General features: G+C 68.7%; 16 protein-coding genes. 9 read left to right on the top strand and 7 right to left on the bottom strand.

The features are described 5' to 3' along the window. Nucleotides 1-243 precede the first annotated feature (243 nt). Both MB1_RS02395 and MB1_RS02390 read left to right on the top strand, forming a co-directional pair. Nucleotides 244-525 carry a hypothetical protein gene (locus tag MB1_RS02395; RefSeq protein WP_066903243.1) on the top strand — a complete coding sequence of 94 codons (282 nt, stop codon included), beginning with the start codon at nt 244-246 and terminating at the stop codon, nt 523-525. A gap of 52 nt (nt 526-577) precedes the next feature. After that, a complete protein-coding gene (locus MB1_RS02390; protein WP_157083860.1) occupies nt 578-850 on the top strand; it encodes a hypothetical protein in 273 nt (90 codons plus the stop codon). Here MB1_RS02390 and MB1_RS02385 read toward each other — a convergent pair. Beyond that, entirely contained in the window at nt 834-2,483 is a 1,650-nt protein-coding gene (locus MB1_RS02385; RefSeq protein ID WP_157083859.1) for a hypothetical protein, read from the bottom strand. The two genes, MB1_RS02390 and MB1_RS02385, sit on opposite strands and share 17 nt — an antisense overlap. 85 nt (nt 2,484-2,568) lie before the next feature. Further along, the gene (gene leuS / locus MB1_RS02380) at nt 2,569-5,454 is read right to left on the bottom strand and encodes a leucine--tRNA ligase (RefSeq protein ID WP_245649990.1); all 2,886 of its coding nucleotides are present in this window, start codon (nt 5,452-5,454) and stop codon (nt 2,569-2,571) included. A gap of 79 nt (nt 5,455-5,533) precedes the next feature. On the opposite strand from leuS, the gene MB1_RS02375 reads away from it, so the two are divergent. Next, entirely contained in the window at nt 5,534-5,968 is a 435-nt protein-coding gene (locus MB1_RS02375; RefSeq protein WP_157083858.1) for an SdpI family protein, read from the top strand. A 70-nt stretch (nt 5,969-6,038) separates the two neighbouring features. Here MB1_RS02375 and MB1_RS02370 read toward each other — a convergent pair whose 3' ends face one another. Together MB1_RS02370 and MB1_RS02365 are read right to left on the bottom strand one after the other, a co-directional pair. After that, entirely contained in the window at nt 6,039-6,731 is a 693-nt protein-coding gene (locus MB1_RS02370) for an LGFP repeat-containing protein (protein ID WP_066903230.1), read from the bottom strand. Between the two features lie 112 nt (nt 6,732-6,843). Continuing rightward, the gene (locus tag MB1_RS02365; protein WP_066903228.1) at nt 6,844-7,461 is read right to left on the bottom strand and encodes a YqgE/AlgH family protein; all 618 of its coding nucleotides are present in this window, start codon (nt 7,459-7,461) and stop codon (nt 6,844-6,846) included. 203 nt (nt 7,462-7,664) lie between these two features. Between MB1_RS02365 and MB1_RS02360 the strand changes: the two genes are divergently transcribed. The 3 genes from MB1_RS02360 to ligD all read left to right on the top strand — a co-directional run bounded on the left by MB1_RS02360 (nt 7,665) and on the right by ligD (nt 10,789). Continuing rightward, a complete protein-coding gene (locus MB1_RS02360; RefSeq protein ID WP_066903226.1) occupies nt 7,665-8,963 on the top strand; it encodes an MFS transporter in 1,299 nt (432 codons plus the stop codon). Between the two features lie 126 nt (nt 8,964-9,089). Then, nucleotides 9,090-9,779, top strand: a complete 690-nt coding sequence (locus tag MB1_RS02355; RefSeq protein WP_245649989.1) for an NAD-dependent deacylase — start codon at nt 9,090-9,092, stop codon at nt 9,777-9,779. 44 nt (nt 9,780-9,823) lie between these two features. Further along, a complete protein-coding gene (gene ligD, locus MB1_RS02350) occupies nt 9,824-10,789 on the top strand; it encodes a non-homologous end-joining DNA ligase (RefSeq protein WP_066903224.1) in 966 nt (321 codons plus the stop codon). A 2-nt stretch (nt 10,790-10,791) separates the two neighbouring features. On the opposite strand, the gene MB1_RS02345 is transcribed toward ligD, so the two are convergent. Then, entirely contained in the window at nt 10,792-11,778 is a 987-nt protein-coding gene (locus MB1_RS02345; protein ID WP_066903223.1) for a zinc-binding alcohol dehydrogenase family protein, read from the bottom strand. 67 nt (nt 11,779-11,845) lie between these two features. Between MB1_RS02345 and MB1_RS02340 the strand changes: the two genes are divergently transcribed. Then, a complete protein-coding gene (locus MB1_RS02340; protein ID WP_245649988.1) occupies nt 11,846-12,469 on the top strand; it encodes a TetR/AcrR family transcriptional regulator C-terminal domain-containing protein in 624 nt (207 codons plus the stop codon). Between the two features lie 4 nt (nt 12,470-12,473). On the opposite strand, the gene MB1_RS02335 is transcribed toward MB1_RS02340, so the two are convergent. Then, a complete protein-coding gene (locus MB1_RS02335) occupies nt 12,474-13,277 on the bottom strand; it encodes a transglutaminase-like domain-containing protein (protein ID WP_066903221.1) in 804 nt (267 codons plus the stop codon). 132 nt (nt 13,278-13,409) lie between these two features. Further along, nucleotides 13,410-14,900, bottom strand: a complete 1,491-nt coding sequence (locus MB1_RS02330; RefSeq protein ID WP_066903513.1) for a CCA tRNA nucleotidyltransferase — start codon at nt 14,898-14,900, stop codon at nt 13,410-13,412. Nucleotides 14,901-15,060: 160 nt separating this feature from the next. On the opposite strand from MB1_RS02330, the gene MB1_RS02325 reads away from it, so the two are divergent. Then, complete coding sequence (locus MB1_RS02325; protein WP_066903511.1) at nt 15,061-15,612, top strand: NUDIX hydrolase; 552 nt, start codon at nt 15,061-15,063, stop codon at nt 15,610-15,612. Then, a complete protein-coding gene (locus MB1_RS02320) occupies nt 15,609-17,951 on the top strand; it encodes a DUF6049 family protein (RefSeq protein ID WP_066903219.1) in 2,343 nt (780 codons plus the stop codon). Before MB1_RS02325 ends, MB1_RS02320 begins: the two co-directional genes overlap by 4 nt. Nucleotides 17,952-18,018: the final 67 nt, after the last annotated feature.

Below are 18,018 nucleotides of genomic sequence, written 5' to 3'. Positions count from 1 at the left end.
ACGCGCGGAAGCGCTCCATCTCGGACCCGGATAGCAGCATGGTCGGAAGCGACAAGTGATCCGGGAAACACTCAGTAGCACAACCGGAGTCGGTGAATCTCCCGACATCTTCGATGGCGCCCTGCTACCGCGGCATTGGCGTCTTGCGGAACTATGAGACCAAGAAATGGAGCAGTCGGTATGTAGTGTGCGCATCGGGCTTCGAGAACGACGTCCCGGAGCCGGCTACGAAAGGATGACAGGATGCGCGTGCACACGAAGCAACGAGTCGCCGGCATAGCGGCGGCCGCCCTCGTCGGCGTCGGAACGGTGACCTCTATCGGCCTCGCTGGAGCCGGAGTCGCCGGCGCACAACCGACGGGATCTGCAGAGATCCTCAACGATGGCACATCTCGGCTCCTCACCGGCTCGGCGAACCTGGAGCGCGGATCGTTCGAGATGGGCCTGTCCGTCGTGGACGCGATCGGTGTCCTTCTCGGCATCACCACCCCAGGCTGTCCTGTGTTCTCGAGCGTCTGCCGGTAGGTACTCCCCATCAGTCCGGTCGACTCGGAATCGACCGAGAAAGGACGACGACATGCGCGTACACACGAAGCAACGAGTCGCCGGCATAGCGGCCGCTGCCCTCATCGGAGTCGGGACGGTAACCTCCACAAGTCTCGTGGGGGCCGGCGTCGCCGGCGCCCAACCGAACGGAGCCGCCGAACAGGTGCTGTACGGCTCGGCCGACCTGTTCCGAGCCTTCGAACGGATCTTCATCGACCTCGGCGTTGTCGGGAAGTGCGGCTTTTTCCCGCCTCTCACCTGCCTTGCCGACATTTTCGAAGCCTCGGTCAGTAGTCGACCGTAAATTGTTGGCTCCCTGTCAATGTCGGGCCACGCTCCATCTCTACTTGGGCATTGACCGTGTAGGTGCCGGCATCGGAGATCTCCGTGTTCGTGCTCCATCCGCCGCCACCGTGGCAGGCGTTGAAGTCCGCCTCATCCCACTGCGCTATTTCCGCCCCCGCACCGTTAACAATTTGCACGTGGCCGCGGCAATAGCCGAGATCACTGCCTGCGGGCCTATTGATCGTCCACTCGAAGTTGATGTCCGCGTAATACCGTCCGTCGTGCTTGGAAGTGTCGGACACTCGAAAACTATTGGGCCCGGTGGGGTATCCGAAACCGCTGGCTGTGCGCAACACGGATAACTCGAGCATCGCCCCGGCACTGTCGACCGGACTGTCCTGGCTAGTGCGGATCTCGAGAGTTTGGACGCTCTCGCCTGTCAACCCGGAAGCCCCGCCACGGATATTCGCGAAGAGGTTGGACAGGAGGTCGGGGACGAGGGATATCAACGCGACCGTCGAGGCATTCGCGACCTCTTGCGGGGTCTCGGGCTTCAGGCTCAGGTTCTGGCTTGCCACGTCGATGCACTCCGCCAGCCCGGCGCTCAGGTTCCCGTACGCCGCCCCGGTCGGGTCGTCCCGGTATTGCGACTGCTCCGCCAACGTGTGCACACAAGTGACGACACCGGGTATGTCGAGGAGCTTCGACGTCGGATTGAGAACCTGCAGTCCGACGATTCCGGAACGAATCAGGTTCATTCCGGCGTCGATACCCAGCGTCACACGTTGTGGTGGCCGCTTCGGATCGTAGGTCAACGTGGTCGTGCCCCCGGGAGTCAGGTAGGTCCCGCTTCCGTCGGCGCTGGTAAAGACGTTCTCGTAGAGCACGGTGTCCATAGCTCCGGCAACGCTGCCCTCCGACTGCGCGACCTGCTCGGCAGCATTCGGAGTCGAGGACACCCGGTACCCGTTCGGCGAGTTCGAGTGAAGGTCGATAACGATGGCACCGTTGTCGGATCGTATGCAGGGCCATGTTGCCGGAACGGAAGGAGGATCGAGGGTATAGGTGATCGTACCGACCGTCGCCGCCTCACCGACGCAGTCCGGCCGCGGATACGCTTGCTCGAGGAACCCCAAAGTAGCCGTCCAGGCGCGGCGCAGAACCTTCATCGGGTCGATCAGACTCGGCACAAAGGTACTGAGGTGGGACGTCGTGGCGGTCAGGATGCGGGTATCCGGATCCCACTGCGAGCGCAGGATCTCGGGCTCGCCGATATCGTCGGACACCGCGACGACCGCCGGCACCAATTCCCCGGTCGCGGCAAAGTCGGGATCGGCGCTCATGTCGAATCGCAGTGCCAAGGGACGGTCCGGCTGCGATCCATCTTGGTACTCGATCTCCACCGCCCGCGGGACGAATTCGAGGTAGTCCTGATCGGGAGCCGGCGGCGCGGGAACCTCGGACACCTGTGGCAGATGGTCCCGAGCACCCTGTTCCGGAGTGACGGTCAAGGAGTAATCCGCTGCGTCGATGTGCACACCGGTGGTCGCAGCCGAGGTGGTCGATACATTCGGCGACTGCGACGTAGGACCGGATTCCTGCGGGTCGGAAACCGCGCTGCAGCCCACCGCGACCAAGACCGGGACCACCAATGAAACTACTATTCGCAAAGGCGATCGAGACCGAGAAATACGCACCCGGAAATGGTCGCACGGCTACCGACCAACCGGCTTGCCGTCACAGAACGACGTTGACCATCCGACCGGGGATCACGATCACCTTGCGAGGATCGTTGCCGCCCAACAGCTCCACGATCCGGGCGTCCGCCAGGGCTGCCGCCTCGACCAGCTTCGGGGCGGCGTCCGCGGCGACGGTGATGCGGCTGCGCACCTTGCCGTTGACCTGAATCGGGTACTCGACGGTGTCCTCGACCAGCCACCTCTCATCGGCGACAGGGAAGGGGCCGTGGGCCAGGGAGTCGGTGTGTCCCAACCGGTTCCACAGGTCCTCGGTCAGGTGCGGGGCGACCGGCGCCAGCATCAGCACCACGCCCTCGACCGCCTCGCGCGGCGCACCGTCCGGGTAGAACTTCGTCAGATGGTTGGTCAGCTCGATCAGCTTGGCCACCGCGGTGTTGGTGCGCAGCGCCTCGTAGTCCTCGTGCACCCCGGCGATCGTGCGGTGCAGGACCGCCCGCGTCTCGTCGCTCGGCTCGTCCTCGATCACCCGCACAGCGCCGGTCTGCTCGTCGACCACCAGGCGCCACACCCGTTGCAGGAAGCGGAACATGCCGATGACGTCCTTGGTCGACCACGCCCGCGACTGGTCCAACGGCCCCATCGACATCTCGTAGACGCGCAGGGTGTCGGCACCGTAATCGTCGAAGATCTCGTCCGGGGTCACCGAATTACGCAGGGACTTACCCATTTTGCCGTATTCACGGTTCACCGGCTGATCGCCGAAATACCAGCCGCCGTCGCGTTCGACGACCTCTTCGGCCGGCACGTAGACACCGCGCTCGTCGGTATAGGCGTAGGCCTGAATGTAGCCCTGGTTGAACAGCTTTCGGTACGGCTCGTAGGAGCTGACGTAGCCGAGGTCGAAGAGCACCTTGTGCCAGAACCGCGAGTACAGCAGATGCAGCACCGCATGCTCCTGGCCGCCGACGTAGAGGTCGACACCGCCCGGATCCTTCGGACCGTGCAGCTGCGGCCGCGGGCCCATCCAGAATCGCTCGTTCTCCGGGTCGCAGAACTCCTCGGAGTTGTGCGGGTCGACGTAGCGCAGCTCGTACCAGGAGCTACCCGCCCAGTTGGGCATGACGTTCGCATCGCGCCGGTACTTCTTCACCCCGTCGCCCAGATCGAGTTCGACCTCGATCCAGTCGGTCGCCTTGTTCAGCGGGGGAGACGGCTGCGAATCGGCGTCGTCCGGGTCGAAGGACACCGGCTTGTAGTCCTCGACCTCCGGCAGCTCGACCGGCAACATCGACTCCGGCAGCGCATGGGCGCGGCCGTCCTCGTCGTAGACCACCGGGAACGGCTCACCCCAGTAGCGCTGGCGCGCGAAGAGCCAGTCGCGCAGCTTGTACTGCACCCGACCGCGCCCGGCACCCTCGGACTCCAGTCGCGCAATGATCGTGTCCTTGGCCGCAGCCACGTCCAGGCCGTCCAGCTCACCGGAGTTGACCAGCGGTCCGTCGCCGGACCACGCCTGCTCGTCGATCGGCCCACCGGAGACCACCTGGCGGATCGGCAACCCGAAGGTGGTGGCAAATTCCCAGTCGCGCTGGTCGTGCGCCGGGACCGCCATGATCGCGCCGGTGCCGTAGCCGAGCAGCACGTAGTCGGCGATGAAGATCGGTACCTGCTCGCCGTTGACCGGATTGCGGGCGAACGCGCCGGTGAAGACGCCGGTCTTCTCCTTGTTCTCCTGGCGCTCGAGGTCGGACTTCGCCGCGATCGCGGCGCGGTAGGCGGCGACCGCGGTCTTCGGATCGGGGTGCCCGCCGGTCCACCGGGAGTCCACCCCGTCCGGCCACTGCGATGCGGTCAGCGCGTCGACCAACTCGTGCTCGGGCGCCAGCACCATGTAGGTCGCGCCGTAGAGGGTGTCCGGGCGGGTGGTGAAGACGTCGATCGTCGCGTCGCCGGCAGCGAAGGAGACCTCGGCGCCGCGGGAGCGGCCGATCCAGTTGCGCTGGGCGAGCTTGATGCTGTCCGGCCAGTCCAGGAATTCCAGGTCGTCGATCAGCCGGTCGGCGTAGGCGGTGATCCGCATCATCCACTGCGGCAGATTGCGGCGGAAGACCGGGAAGTTGCCGCGCTCGCTGCGCCCGTCGGCGGTGACCTCCTCGTTCGCCAGCACGGTGCCCAGCCCGGGGCACCAGTTGACCAGCGAATTCGACAGGTAGACCAGGCGGTGGTCGTCGACGATGTCGGCGCGTTCACCCGCGGTCAGCGTCTCCCAGGCACGCCCGTCCGGGGTCGGCCGGGTGCCGGCGGCGAACTGCGCCTCGAGCTCGGCGATCGGCCGCGCCTTGTCGGCGTCGACGTCGTACCAGGAGTTGAAGATCTGCAGGAAGATCCACTGCGTCCAGCGGTAGTAGTCGACATCGGTGGTCGCAAACGAGCGGCGCGCGTCGTGGCCCAGGCCGAGGCGACCCAGCTGGCGGCGCATATTGGCGATATTCGCCTCGGTGGTGATCCGCGGATGCGTACCGGTCTGCACCGCGTACTGCTCGGCGGGCAGGCCGAACGCGTCGTAGCCCAGCGCATGCAGGACGCTCGCACCGGTCATCCGGTGGTAGCGGGCGTAGACGTCGGTGCCGATGTAGCCGAGCGGGTGGCCGACGTGCAGGCCGGCGCCGGACGGGTACGGGAACATGTCCTGGACGAAGAGCTTCCGGTCGCCGGTCGGACCGGCGAGATCGCCGACGGGGTTCGGCGCGAAGAAGGTGCCGTTGTCCCGCCAGTAGGCCTGCCACTGCTGCTCGACACGCGAAGCGAGCGCCGCGTCGTACCGATGCGTCGGCTGCGCCTCGGTACCGAGGGTCGGCTGCGCCTCGGTATCACCACTCGCCGGGGCGGGGCTCTCCGACCGGGAAACGTCCTGCTGAGTCACCCATCCAGGGTAGACGGCGGCTTTCCGCATCTACGAGGCGAGTATTCGGTCCGAGAATCGCCTTCCGTATTCTATTCGGGTGACTGTCGTAGCCGCCGTCTGCTTGGTTGTCGCCGCCGTCGTGGCGGTTATCGGAATGCTGGCCGTGACGGGCAAGCTGCGACCCAATCGGTGGGTGGGGGTGCGCACCCCCGCCACCTTCCGCACCCCGGAGATCTTCACTGCCGCCAACCGCGCGGCGGCCCCGGCCCTGCTCGGCGGAGCAGCCCTGTTCGCGATCGCGGCGGTCCCGGCGATCGCCTTCGGCGGGCCCACCGCGTGGGGGCTCACCACGCTCGCGATCCTGACCGCGGTGGTCGTGATCATCGCCGGCGGCCAGGTCGGCGTCCGGGTGGCCGAGGCGCTCGGCCGGCAGAAGGAACTCGACGACGCCGAGGCGGACGGTTGCTCGGGGTCGTGCGGATCCTGCGCCCTGCAGTCGACCTGCGAACCCGCCCGCCCCGAACAGGCCTGACCCACCCACACGAAACCGCCCGTGGAGTGCGACCGGCGCACCCCACGGGCGGTTCGTTGTCCGGTGACGATCAGTTGGTGGTGACGTTCGCGGTGAAGTTCCCGTCGGTGCCGGTCCAGGTGATCGTGCCGTTCTGGAAGGCCGACTCCCACCCGTCGGCGATGGTCGCCTCGTCCGCGGTCGGGTAGCCCAGCGCGCCCTCCGGGCCGCCGTTCTCCTCGTAGACGCGCAGGATCTCGCCCTGGACGACGAACGAGCCGGCGCTCGAGGTGTAGATATTGCCGCCCTCGAACGGGGTGACGGTGCCGTCCCCGACCTGCTCGGTCGATCCCTCGACCGCGCCCAGCGAGCTGCTCGCGCCGCCGATCCGCTCGTAGAGCTGCGAAGCGGCGGTGCTGATCCGCGCCCGGGTGCCGTCCGGCAGGGTGGCGTCGATAGTGTCGCCGATCGCCGCGCTCGCATCGGCGACGGCGGAACCGGCGGCTTCCGACGCATTCGAGGCGGCCGACTGCGCGGCCTCGGAGGCATTGGACGCGGCCGACTGCGCGGCCTCCGAGGCGCTCGTGGCCGCGGATTGCGCGGCCTCCGACGCATTCGAGGCTGCGGACTGGGCGGCCTCGGCGGCCGACGACACGATCGCGGCGGCCGACTCGGTGGCCTGGGAGACCGCGTCGTTGGTATCGCTACTGCATCCCGCGGCCGCGACGATGCCTGCCGCCGCCACCGCCGCGAGGGCGCTGCGTGCCAGGATGGATCGCTTCATGAACGTCCTAACTGTTCGGATGTCGCCCCACGGATCTGACCGAAATGTCATCCGGCCGGCGCACTTACGGGCGGATGCTAACACCCGATGTGGGACGAAACAGCCGAAGCGGTCAGTTGCGCTCGACCTCGATCGGATGCGTCGCGAGCATCGCGGTGGGCAGCGGTTGACGACGCAGAACCGCAGCCCACAGATCGCTGCGACTCGGGCCCAGAACGTCGGACGGCAGCGCCGGCACAACCAGCCAGTCGTCGCGCGCCAATTCGCCGGCGAGCTGTCCGGGGCTCCAGCCGGCATAACCGGCAAATACCCGGACGCCGTCCACGCGGGACTCGACCGCCTCCGGGTTCGAGTCCAAATCGATCATCACCACCCGACCGTTGACCTGGCGTACGCCCTCGATCCCGTCGGCGGATTGGCCGTACCGAACCGTCGCCAAACACAACGCCGAGTCGCGTTTGACCGGCCCGCCGATGAACAGCGAGCCCGGTCGGGCGGCCAGCGATCCCCAGGCGGGCAGGACCGAGCGGACCTGCATATCGCTCGGGCGATTGAGGACGACGCCGAGAGTCCCGGTGCTGTTGTGCTCAATGACATAGACGACCGTGCGGCGGAAGGCCGGTTCGGTCAGATCGACCGAGGAGACCAATAGGCTGCCCGGCAGCACCCGCGCATCGGCTCGGGCCGCGTACGGCTCGGCGTACCAGTCCGGTTCCTCGGCGTATCCCACGCGATCATCATTGCACCGCCGTACCCCCCGTGCGGAGCCCGAGGGACCGTCCTGTTGCACAATCGGGATGTGTCGAACCGGATGCGCCGCACGGGATACGACACAGTGTCGGGATTGGATCGCGATTCGATATCGGAACGTGATTCGAGCGTCACCGCGGGCGCCCGTCGGGAGTCGGTGCCGCGGCCGATCGCCGACCGCTCGTGATCCGCGGACTGCCCGCGCGGCTGGCCGGGGCGAAGCTGATCGGCCAGTTCGGGGACGGCATGTTCCAGGCCGCACTCGGCGGCGCGATCCTGTTCGACCCGCATCGCGCGGCCGGCCCGCTGGAGATCGCCGTCGGCTTCGCGGTGCTGCTGCTGCCGTACTCCGTGCTCGGTCCGTTCATCGGCACCACCCTCGATCGGGGGCCGCGCAAGCGGGCTCTGCTGGTCGCCACCGTGCTGCGGGCCGGGCTCTACGCGGTGGCCGCCGCGGCCCTGTTGGCCGATGCCCCGACGACCTCGGTGCTGGTCGTGGCCCTGATGACGGCGGGGGTCTCCCGTTTCGCCGCGGCCGGCGTCTCGGCGGCGCTGCCGAATCTGGTGCCGCCCGAGCGGGTAGTGACCTTCAACGCGGCGCTGGTCACGATCGGTGCGGGGGTCACCGCGCTCGGCGCCGGAGCGGCGGTCGGGCTGTCGCTGTGGTGGGGGATCGGTGACGGTTCGGCGGAGGTGGTGGCGACCGCGGTGATCGCACCGCTGCTGGCCGCGGCCATCCTGGCCGGCTTCCCCGCCGATCGGCTCGGCGGGACACCGCTCGCCGGTGGACCCCTCGGTCCCACCTCGTCGACGGGCGGACCGGTCGGTGCCGGCGGCTCGGAAGCCAACGGATCCGGGACCGCCGGAGCGGCACGAGAGACGGTGCGCGAGTTGGTGATCGGCGGGCTCGCCGCGATGGGCGAGATCCGGCGGTCCCGGCCGCTGCGCACGGCGTTCCTCGCCCTCGGCACCCACCGCGCGGTCTTCGGCATCACCACTTTGGCGGTCGTCCTGCATCTGCGGGAGTCGGCATCGCTCGCCCTCGGCGGGCTCTCCGGATTCGGCGTGATCGCCGGGGCGACCGCCGCCGGGATGTTGCCGGCCGCAGTGGTGATCCCGGCGGCGCTGCGTCGGATCGGCGCCGCCGCCTGTCTGCCGATCGCCCTGACGATCGCCGCGGTCGGACAAGGGCTGCTGGTCGCCCCACTGGAAGTGAACGTGCTTCCGGTCGGGGCGGCGGTGATCGGATTCGCCGGGCAGTCCATCAAGCTCTGCGGCGACGCGGCGGTCCAGCTCACCGCGGACGACGACCTGCGCGGGCGACTGTTCTCGCTGCAGGACACCGTCTTCAACGCGATCTTCGTCGTTGCGATCGCCGGAGCGGCCGCACTGGTCGGTGCCGTGGGCGCGTTCGCGCTGCTTGTCTTCGGGGCGATCCTCTACGCGGCGGCCGCCGCCGTCGTCGCGGTTCAACGGCGTTGACACCCGCCGCTCGAGCCGGCGGCGAGCATGCCACGATGAAGCAACCATGAGGTCCCCAGGAACTGCACCCACCGGCATCCGTACATCCGACCGGCTCGCGGCCGTCGACGCTCGGCGAGATCGGCCGTGATCGTCGTACTCACCGGGGCGGGGATCTCCGCCGAGAGCGGGGTGCCGACCTTCCGGGACGCCGGCGGTCTGTGGGAGGGCCACGCGGTCGCCGACGTCGCCACCCCGGAGGCGTTCGCCGCGAATCCCGATCTCGTGCAGAGCTTCTACGACACCCGACGACGGCTGCTGGCCGACGTGGAGCCCAATCCGGCGCACTACGCGCTCGCCCAGTTGGAAGCGGCCTACGACGACGGCCTGGTGATCGTCACGCAGAACATCGACGATCTGCACGAACGGGCGGGATCGCAGTCGGTGGTGCACATGCACGGCCAATTGCGCTCGGCGCTGTGCACCAGCTGCGGCCAACAGAGCCCGTGGGACGGCGATCTCGCCCCACATCCGCCGTGCCCGGTCTGCGGTCGGCATACCCTGCGCCCGGACGTCGTCTGGTTCGGCGAGGTGCCGTACGACATGGAGTACATCCAGCACGCGCTGTTGATGTGCGACGAGTTCGTCTCGATCGGCACCTCGGGCGCGGTCTATCCGGCGGCCGGCTTCGTGTCGTTTGCCGGTGCGACCGGCGCGCGCACGTTGGAGATCAATCTCGAGCGCAGTGAGGGATCCGACAACTTCGGGGAGTCGCGGCGCGGTCCGGCCGGCATGCTGGTGCCGGAATGGGTCGACGAGGTGCTCGCCCGTCGCTGAGCCGGCCCGATTCACCGGTGCTACCTACCAGCAGGGGGGTGACCATGGCCACGACGTCCGCGACCGAGCTGGCCGTCGGCGACCGGACGGTCCGGCTGTCCAGCCCGGATCGGGTCTACTTTCCCGAGCACGGCTACACCAAGCTCGATGTGGCCAACTATTACCTGTCGGTCGGCGACGGCATCGTGCGTGCCCTGCGGGAGCGCCCGTGCATGCTGCACCGGTTTCCCACCGGGATCACCGGGGAGAAGGTGCACCAGAAGCGGCTGCCGCGCGGCGCCCCGGAGTGGGTACAGACCGCTCGGATCTATTTCCCTCGCTACCACCGGACCGCCGACGAATTGTGTGTCACCGAGCTCGGTTCGGTGATCTGGGCGGTACAGATGTCGACGGTCGAATTCCATCCGTGGAACAGCCGCCGGGCCAACGTCGAGGCCCCGGACGAATGGCGTATCGACCTCGATCCGGGCGAGGCCTGCGACTTCGATACCGTGCGTCGGGTGGCGCTCGTCGCCCGCGAGGTGCTCGACGATCTCGGTGCGGTCGGCTGGCCGAAGACCACCGGGGGCTCCGGCATGCACATCTACGTGCGCATCCCGCCGACCCACGGCTTCACCGACGTGCGCCGCGCCGCGCTGGCGTTCGCCCGCGAGGTCGAGCGGCGCATCCCGCAGGACGCGACCACGACCTGGTGGCGCAAGGACCGCGATCCGGCCAAGGTCTTCGTCGACTTCAATCAGAATGCCCGCGACCACACGATCGCGGCCGCCTATTCGCTGCGCGGTACCCCGGATGCGCGGGCCTCGGCCCCGGTGACCTGGGACGAGGTGGCCGACTGCCATCCGGCCGACTTCACCCTCGCCACGATCCCGGAACGCTTCGCGCGGCTGGGCGACCTGCACGCCGGTATCGACGAGGCGGTCTTCGATCCGTTCGAGCTGCTCGAATGGGCCGACCGCGACGAAGCCGAGGGCTCGGGGTCGGTGCCGGAGCCCGAAGAACTCGACTGACCTCAGTCCGGCACGATCACCACTCGACGCTCCGGATCGGATTGTGCGGCCGCCCAGGCTTGTTCGACCCGGGCCATCGGGAACGCCGCGTAGCTGACGGCGATACTGCCGTCCGCGATGCGTTCCACGAGATCGGGCAGCAGTCGCAACAACGCTGCCGGAGAAGCGCTTCCGATCCCGCTGCCGACCACGCTGATCCGGCGGCTGCGCAACAGGGCGGCGGGCAGGACCGCGCTCGGGCCGCCCATCGACCCGATCTCGATATACCGTGTTTCGGTGACACCGTCGCCGACCGGCCGCCTGCCGAGCGCTTCGAACATCGCCTCGGCGGTCGGCCCCCACACGTAGTCGAGCACCGTGGTCGGCTGGACGTCGCCGATCGCGTCGGCCAGGGCCGCGGCGTCCGTGTCGGGTTCCTCGGTCAGCCGTACGATCCGCAGTCTCGTCCCCTCGGGCACGGCCAGGGCGTCGAGACGGGCGCCGTTGCGGCCCACCGCGACCACCGTGTCGGCACCGAGCAGGGCAGCATTTCCCACCGCGATACGCCCTGCGGTCCCCGTGGCTCCCAGGACCACCACCGTCCCGAGTCCGACGTCCCCGAGGTTCTCGACGCGCTCGCCCAGCGGGATCCAGGACGACATCGCCGGATTGACCCCCGCGGCGACCGCCAACGGATCTCCGCCGGTCGGCACCGGGATCGCGAACCGCTCCGGAGCGGCGAAGCGCTGCGCCATCGTGCCACCGGGATCGCCGGCGCGACCGGTGTAGATCAGGGAGCCGTCCGCGGTGCGGGCGACGGCGTCCACGCCGGGGACCAGTGGCCACACCCCGTCGGCGGTGTAATGCCGACCGGAGGCGATCGACCGCACCACGACGTGCACGCCGGCACCGACCAATTCGACGATCCGATATCCGGGTCCCGTCCGGGGCTCCGGGATCTCGGACTCGACCGGCGGAATGTCCCTTCCCTCGACTTGTACTGCCTTCATCGCATCTCCTTAACGTTGTTAAATTGCCTCCTCCGAGGATGCGCTTAACGGTGTTAAGGTGTCAAGGGTGGCGGGCTTGACCAAGCGGGTGATCGTCGACGCGGCCTTCGACCTGCTCGACGAGGTGGGCATCGACGGACTGACGGTGCGCGCATTGGCGACGCGACTCGACGTCAAGGCGCCCGCGCTGTACTGGCATCTGTCGTCCAAGCAGGAATTGCTCGATCTGATGGGCACCGAGATCGCGCTTCGGGTGACCGCCGACCTGCTGGCCCTACCGGAGCATCTGACGTTCGGGGAGGTGCTGCGCCGCTATGCGATCGACCTGCGCGGGCACTACCTCCGCCACCGCGACGGAGCCCGCACATTCAGTGGGACCCGCCTGGTCGACCCGACACCGTTACGGGATCAGGAGATCTGGCCGACTCGACTTCTCGCGCGCGGGATCCCGCTCGATCGGATCGTCGACATGTTCGATCTGGTGAACGCATTCGTCACCGGTTTCGTCATCGAGGAACAGGAACGATCCCAATCCGGATCGGAACGCTACTCGATCGCCGCCCGCGACCGCGCGATCGGCCCCGACCATCCGTTGGCAATCGAACTGGGCCGGTTGATCTTTCGGCCCGCGGATCAGCGATTCGCCGGCCAGCTCGACATCATCCTGCAGTCGGTCGACGCCGACCCCTGAGCGGTCAGCGCACCTGCACGAGCGACATTCCGTCGTCCCCGGGAAGCGTCCCGTCGACGACGGCGTTGACCTCCATCAGGCCCATATCCGCCCGGCCGCTCTGCACGGTCAGGAACGCCGAGTCCGCCGCGTCCCGGCCGGTCGCGATGCGCACCAGCGCCGGTCGGGGCGCCAGTCCGGTGCCGTCGAGGACGTACCAGGCGCCGTCGAGCAGCACCTCGGTCAGGGCGTGGAAGTCCATGGGCACCAAGCCGGGTGCGTAGCAGGACACCAACCGGGCGGGTAGTCCGCAGGCGCGCAGGAAGGTGATCAGCAGGTGCGAGCTGTCCCGGCAGACCCCCTGCCGATGCAGGTACGCCTCGAGCGCGCCGTCGACCGGGCCGGTGCTGCCCGGCGCGTAGGTGATGTTGTCGAGGACCCACTGGGTGGTGCGCCGCACCAACTCCTCGCCGCCGTAGCTCCCGAAGAGCGCATTCGAGAGCGACGCCAGACGATCGGAGTCGCAGTACCGACTGGGACGCAGGAATTCGATCGAATCGAGTTCGGTGACCGGAGAGGGGGCGGGTGCCTCGTCGACCGTGGCCGAGTATGTCAACTGCAGCGAGCCGACCGCCGCGGCCGGGACCCGATGCAGCCGGGTACCCACCGGCCCGGGGATCTCCTCGACCTGCTGTTCGACGCCGCCCACGACAATCGACAACGATTCCGAGACGACCGCATTGGTCGCGGCCACCGCCACGGAAAAGACGAGGTCGGCGGTCTCGGTGACCTCGAGGGAGATCTTGCTGGATACGGTTCGCTGCGGCACGGCGGTGATTATTCCCGCAGCTGCGCCGGCGCGCCCACCCGGGCGGCGCGAACGGGGAAACCGCCTCGGCCGGCGACTATTTCGCCGGCCGGAATTTCGGGTCGGCGTTCGACCGAGCAGCCGCGCGGGCCACTACCCTTCGGCGGATTCCCCGGATGCCTGCTCGCCGGCCCACCATTCGCGCAGTGCGTCCTCGGCCTCATCGCGGGTCAGTGGACCGCGATCGAGACGCAACTCCTTGAGGTATCGCCACGCTCGGCCGACGTCGGGACCCGGCCGCAGATCGAGCAGCGTCATGATCGCGTTGCCGTCGAGGTCCGGTCGCACCCGGGCGAGATCCTCGGCCTGGCGGATCTCGTCGATCCGCCGCTCGAGGTCGTCGTAGGTCGCCTGCAGCGCGGCGGCTCGGCGCCGATTGCGCGTCGTACAGTCCGCGCGCACCAACTTGTGCAGCCGCGGCAGCAGATCTCCGGCGTCGGTGGCGTAGCGGCGGACCGCCGAATCGGTCCACGCGCCTTCGCCGTAGCCGTGGAACCGCAGGTGCAGAAAGACCAGCTGACCGATGTCCTCGATGGTGCGCTTCGGATAGCGCAGGGCCCGCAGTCGCTTGCGCACCATCTTGGCGCCCACCACCTCGTGGTGATGGAAGCTGACGCCGCCGTGCGGTTCGGCCCGCTTGGTCGCCGGCTTGCCGATGTCGTGCAGCAGCGCCGCCCACCGCAGCACCAGGTCCGGGCCGGGTACGGCGCCGCCGGCGTTGTCCTCCAGGTCGATCGCCTGCCGCAGCACGGTCAGCGAATGCCGGTAGACGTCCTTGTGCTGGTGGTGCTCGTCGATCTCGAGCGACATCGCCGGAATCTCCGGCATGATGCGCTGCGCCAGACCGGTGGTGCACATCAGGTCGATCGCCTCGACCGGATGTTCGCCGAGGATCAGCTTGTCCAGTTCGGTGCGCACCCGCTCCGGGGTGATGCGGTCGATATCGGCGACCATCGTGGTGATCGCCGCCTCGACCCGGGGGGCGAGGGCGAAGCCGAGCTGGGAGACGAAACGCACAGCGCGCAGCATCCGCAGCGGATCGTCACCGAACGACTGTTCGGGTGCCGCCGGCGTGTCGATGATTCCGGCGATGAGCGCGGATATGCCGTCGAGCGGATCGATGAAGTCGAGAGCGCCGTCCGCGGCGATGCCGACCGCCATCGCGTTGATGGTGAAGTCGCGCCGCACCAGATCGCCCTCGAGGGAATCGCCGTAGACGACGGCCGGGTTGCGGCTCGTCCCGTCGTAGGTATCGGAGCGGAACGTGGTGATCTCGATCTGCAGGTCGTCCTTGACCGCACTGATCGTGCCGAACTCGATCCCGGTATCCCACCGATGGTCCGCCCACCCGGACAACAGGCTCTGGACCTGCTCCGGACGAGCATCGGTGGTGAAATCGAGATCGGTACCCATCCGGCCCAGCAGGGCGTCGCGCACCGAGCCGCCGACCAGATAGAGACGGTGGCCGCGTTCGGCGAACCGCGCGCCGAGTGGGGTGAGCACCGGCGAGTACGTTCGCAGGGTGACCTCCGCGGCGGCGAGCAGTCTCTCCCGGCGACCGGCGGAAACGGACGAGTCGAACACGTTGCCGCAGCCTACCGGCCGCCGCCGCACCGCCGCCGTCGGTATCCCGCTCACCGATCACCGGCCGAGGTTCGCCATCGACCGCGGACGCCGCCCCGAAGTGGTGTGCTCACGCGCCTGGCCGACCGGTCGGCTGATCATCTCGTCCTATTATCGATTCGTGTCCGGTTCCGACGATGCCCCGAGTGGCCGCTCCACGCAGCGGCGGCGCAAGGCGCGTTCGGCCGACAAACCCCACCTGCGCACGGTGCGCGAGACCTCGGCCGGCGGCCTGGTCGTCGCGGGTCTCGACGGGCCGCGGGACAACCTGCGGGTCGCCCTGATCGGTCGCACCGATCGTCGTGGTCGGCTGCTGTGGTCGCTGCCCAAGGGACATATCGAGTCCGGTGAGACCCCGGAGCAGACCGCGATGCGCGAGGTGCGCGAGGAGACCGGCATCGAGGGGACGGTCCTCGCCTCGCTCGGCAGTATCGACTACTGGTTCGTCACCGAGGGTCGGCGTATCCACAAGACGGTGCATCACTATCTGATGCGGCGCACCGGCGGCGAACTGTCCGACGAGGATGTCGAGGTCACCGAGGTCGCCTGGGTCCCGCTCGACGAACTCGACCGGCGACTGGCCTACGCCGACGAACGCCGTCTCGCCGGTCTGGCCGGCGAACTGATCGAACGGATGGAACGCGGACCGGAAACGGCCCCCGCTCCCGAATGACACGTCGGTCCCGCCTCGCGTACCCGTTGTCGGCCCTGCCGGCGATGCTGCTTGCCCTCGCGATGGTGCTGAGCTGGTCGGCGTTGACGATGGTCACCGCCGCGGCGCCGGTGGGCGCGCAGCCGGACGGCTCGGCCACCACCCGATTCCTCGACCTGTCGATCGACTCGATCACCCCGACAATCGGCTCGACCACCAACAACCGGGTGTCGGTCACGGGCACGGTCAGCAATGTCGGGGATCGACGGGTCAGCGATATCTCGGTGCGGCTGCAGCGCGGTCCGAGCCTGAACTCGACCGACGAACTGCGCTCGAGCCTGCTGCGCGATCAGGCCGCCTTCGACACCGTCGGCCCCTTCATCGACATCTCGCAGACCCTGATGCCGGGGGAGAGCTCGACGTTCACCCTGGCCCTGCCGCTGTTCGCCGATCCGACCGGCGTGTCGACAAACGGCTCACTGGCGATCACGACCACCGGGATGTACCCGTTGCTGGTCAACGTCAACGGCACCCCCGACTTCGGTGGACCCGCCCGATTGGACGATTCGCGTTTCCTGCTGCCGGTCATCTCGACGCCCTTCGGCGCCCAACAGTCGGTCGGACCGATGCCGACGACCCTGTTGTGGCCGTTGGCCGCGCCCGCCGCGCTGGTCGGCGGCGTGCCGGGTACCACCGACGAGGTCACCCTGACCAACGATTCGCTGGCCGGCTCCCTGGCCTCGGGCGGACGCCTCGACGACCTGGTCGGCGCGCTGTCCGATGCCCTCGACGCCGAGAGCCGACGCGGCGCGGCGACGCCCCTGGCCGATTCGGTCTGCCTGGCGATCGACCCGGACCTGCTGGTCACGGTGGTCAATATGACCCGCGGCTACCGCGTTCTGACCGAGCCCGACAACCCCGACTCGAGCACGGTCGCCGGCGTGGGCGCCGCGTCGGCGAGCAGTTGGCTCGACCGGCTGCGAACGCTGGCGGCCGGCCGCTGTGTGATCGCGCTGCCGTTCGGGCAGACCGATCTGAACCGGGTCGCCGCCGCCGGAAACCCGGAATTGCTGGCCAGTGCGCTGCGTACCCCGGTCGACGTGATCAACTCCGAGCTCAACGTCAGCAGCAGTGATGTCGTCTGGCCGACCGACGGCTCGCTCGACGCCGCGGGGCTGGCGGCGGTGGCCTCGGAACGCCCGGATGCCGGCCTGGTGGTCGCCGGAACCGACACCGTCGGCACCGCTACCGGACGGATCGCCTCGTACGATCGCGTTCTTTCGACCACACTGGCCGATATGGGTGTGATTCCGTTGGCTCCGGCGGACTCGTCCACCGATGTCACGCCGGAATCCCTCGCGGCGCGGATTCAGTCCGCGACAGCCGCGACGTACTGGCATATCTTCGCCGCGAACCCCGACCCGCAGCTGGTGATCGCGCCTCCGCAGATCTGGGAGGCCGACCGCAGCGGTGCCGCCGCGGTGCTCGGCGCTGTCACCGCGCAGTTCACATCCGCTCGGATGGCCCCCCGATCCCTCGACGACGCTCTGGCGGCGGCCACGACCCCCTCGACGACCGGCACCGACGGGTCGGACTCGACCGATGGCGGTTCCGCCGCGGCGACCGGCAGCGGTTCGCCGACCGACGGGGGCACCACAGCCGACGGGGGTACGGCCACCGACGGGGGTACGGCGACCGACGAGGCCGGGGGCGTCGACGCGGACATTCGCCGCGTGGCGCAGATCGGCTCGCGCATCACCGACCTGCGGGCCGCGTTGACCTCCGATACCCAGGTTCCGCCGACGCCGGACCAGTTCGTGGCCCCGCTCTGGGAGGACCTGGTGCGGGCGCTGGCCGGCCGGGCGGGAGCCGACGGTACCGACGCCACCGAGGGGGACCGCCGCATCGACGCGGTCGACGCCGAGTTGGGCACGATCGTCGATTCGGTCTCGGTCGTCGCCCCCGGCGGGGTGTTCACCCTCGCCTCCGAACAGTCGCCGATGCTGCTGGTCGCCCGCAACGATCTGCCGGTGCCGATCGTGGTGGCGCTGCGCTTCGAAACGCCGGACGGCATCACCGTGGGCGATATCGGCCTCCAGCAGCTGCCGGCCCGTGGTAGCCGCTCGCTCCAGGTGCCGGTGCAGATAGCGGACTCCCGCAGCCTGCAGGTCGAGGTCGCGGTCACCACCCCCAGCGGAACGCCACTGGGCCAGGCGAGCACGGTGACCGTGCGGTCGAGCAATTACGGGACCGCCTTCACCGTGATCACCGTCCTGGCGGGCGGTGTCCTGTTGCTGCTGGTGGGACGACGGCTGTGGCATCGCTTCCGCGGCACCCCCGACCCGGCGGATCGCACATGACCGGCCTCACGACGCCCGCTCCCGTCGCACCGTGGGAGCGGAATCTGTCCGTACCCACCCGTCGGCC

The sequence above is a fragment of the Millisia brevis NBRC 105863 genome (assembly GCF_001552615.1).
Taxonomy (GTDB): domain Bacteria; phylum Actinomycetota; class Actinomycetes; order Mycobacteriales; family Mycobacteriaceae; genus Millisia; species Millisia brevis.
The sequence above is the reverse complement of the archived record's forward strand: the minus strand, read 5'-3'. Positions and strand labels throughout refer to the sequence as shown.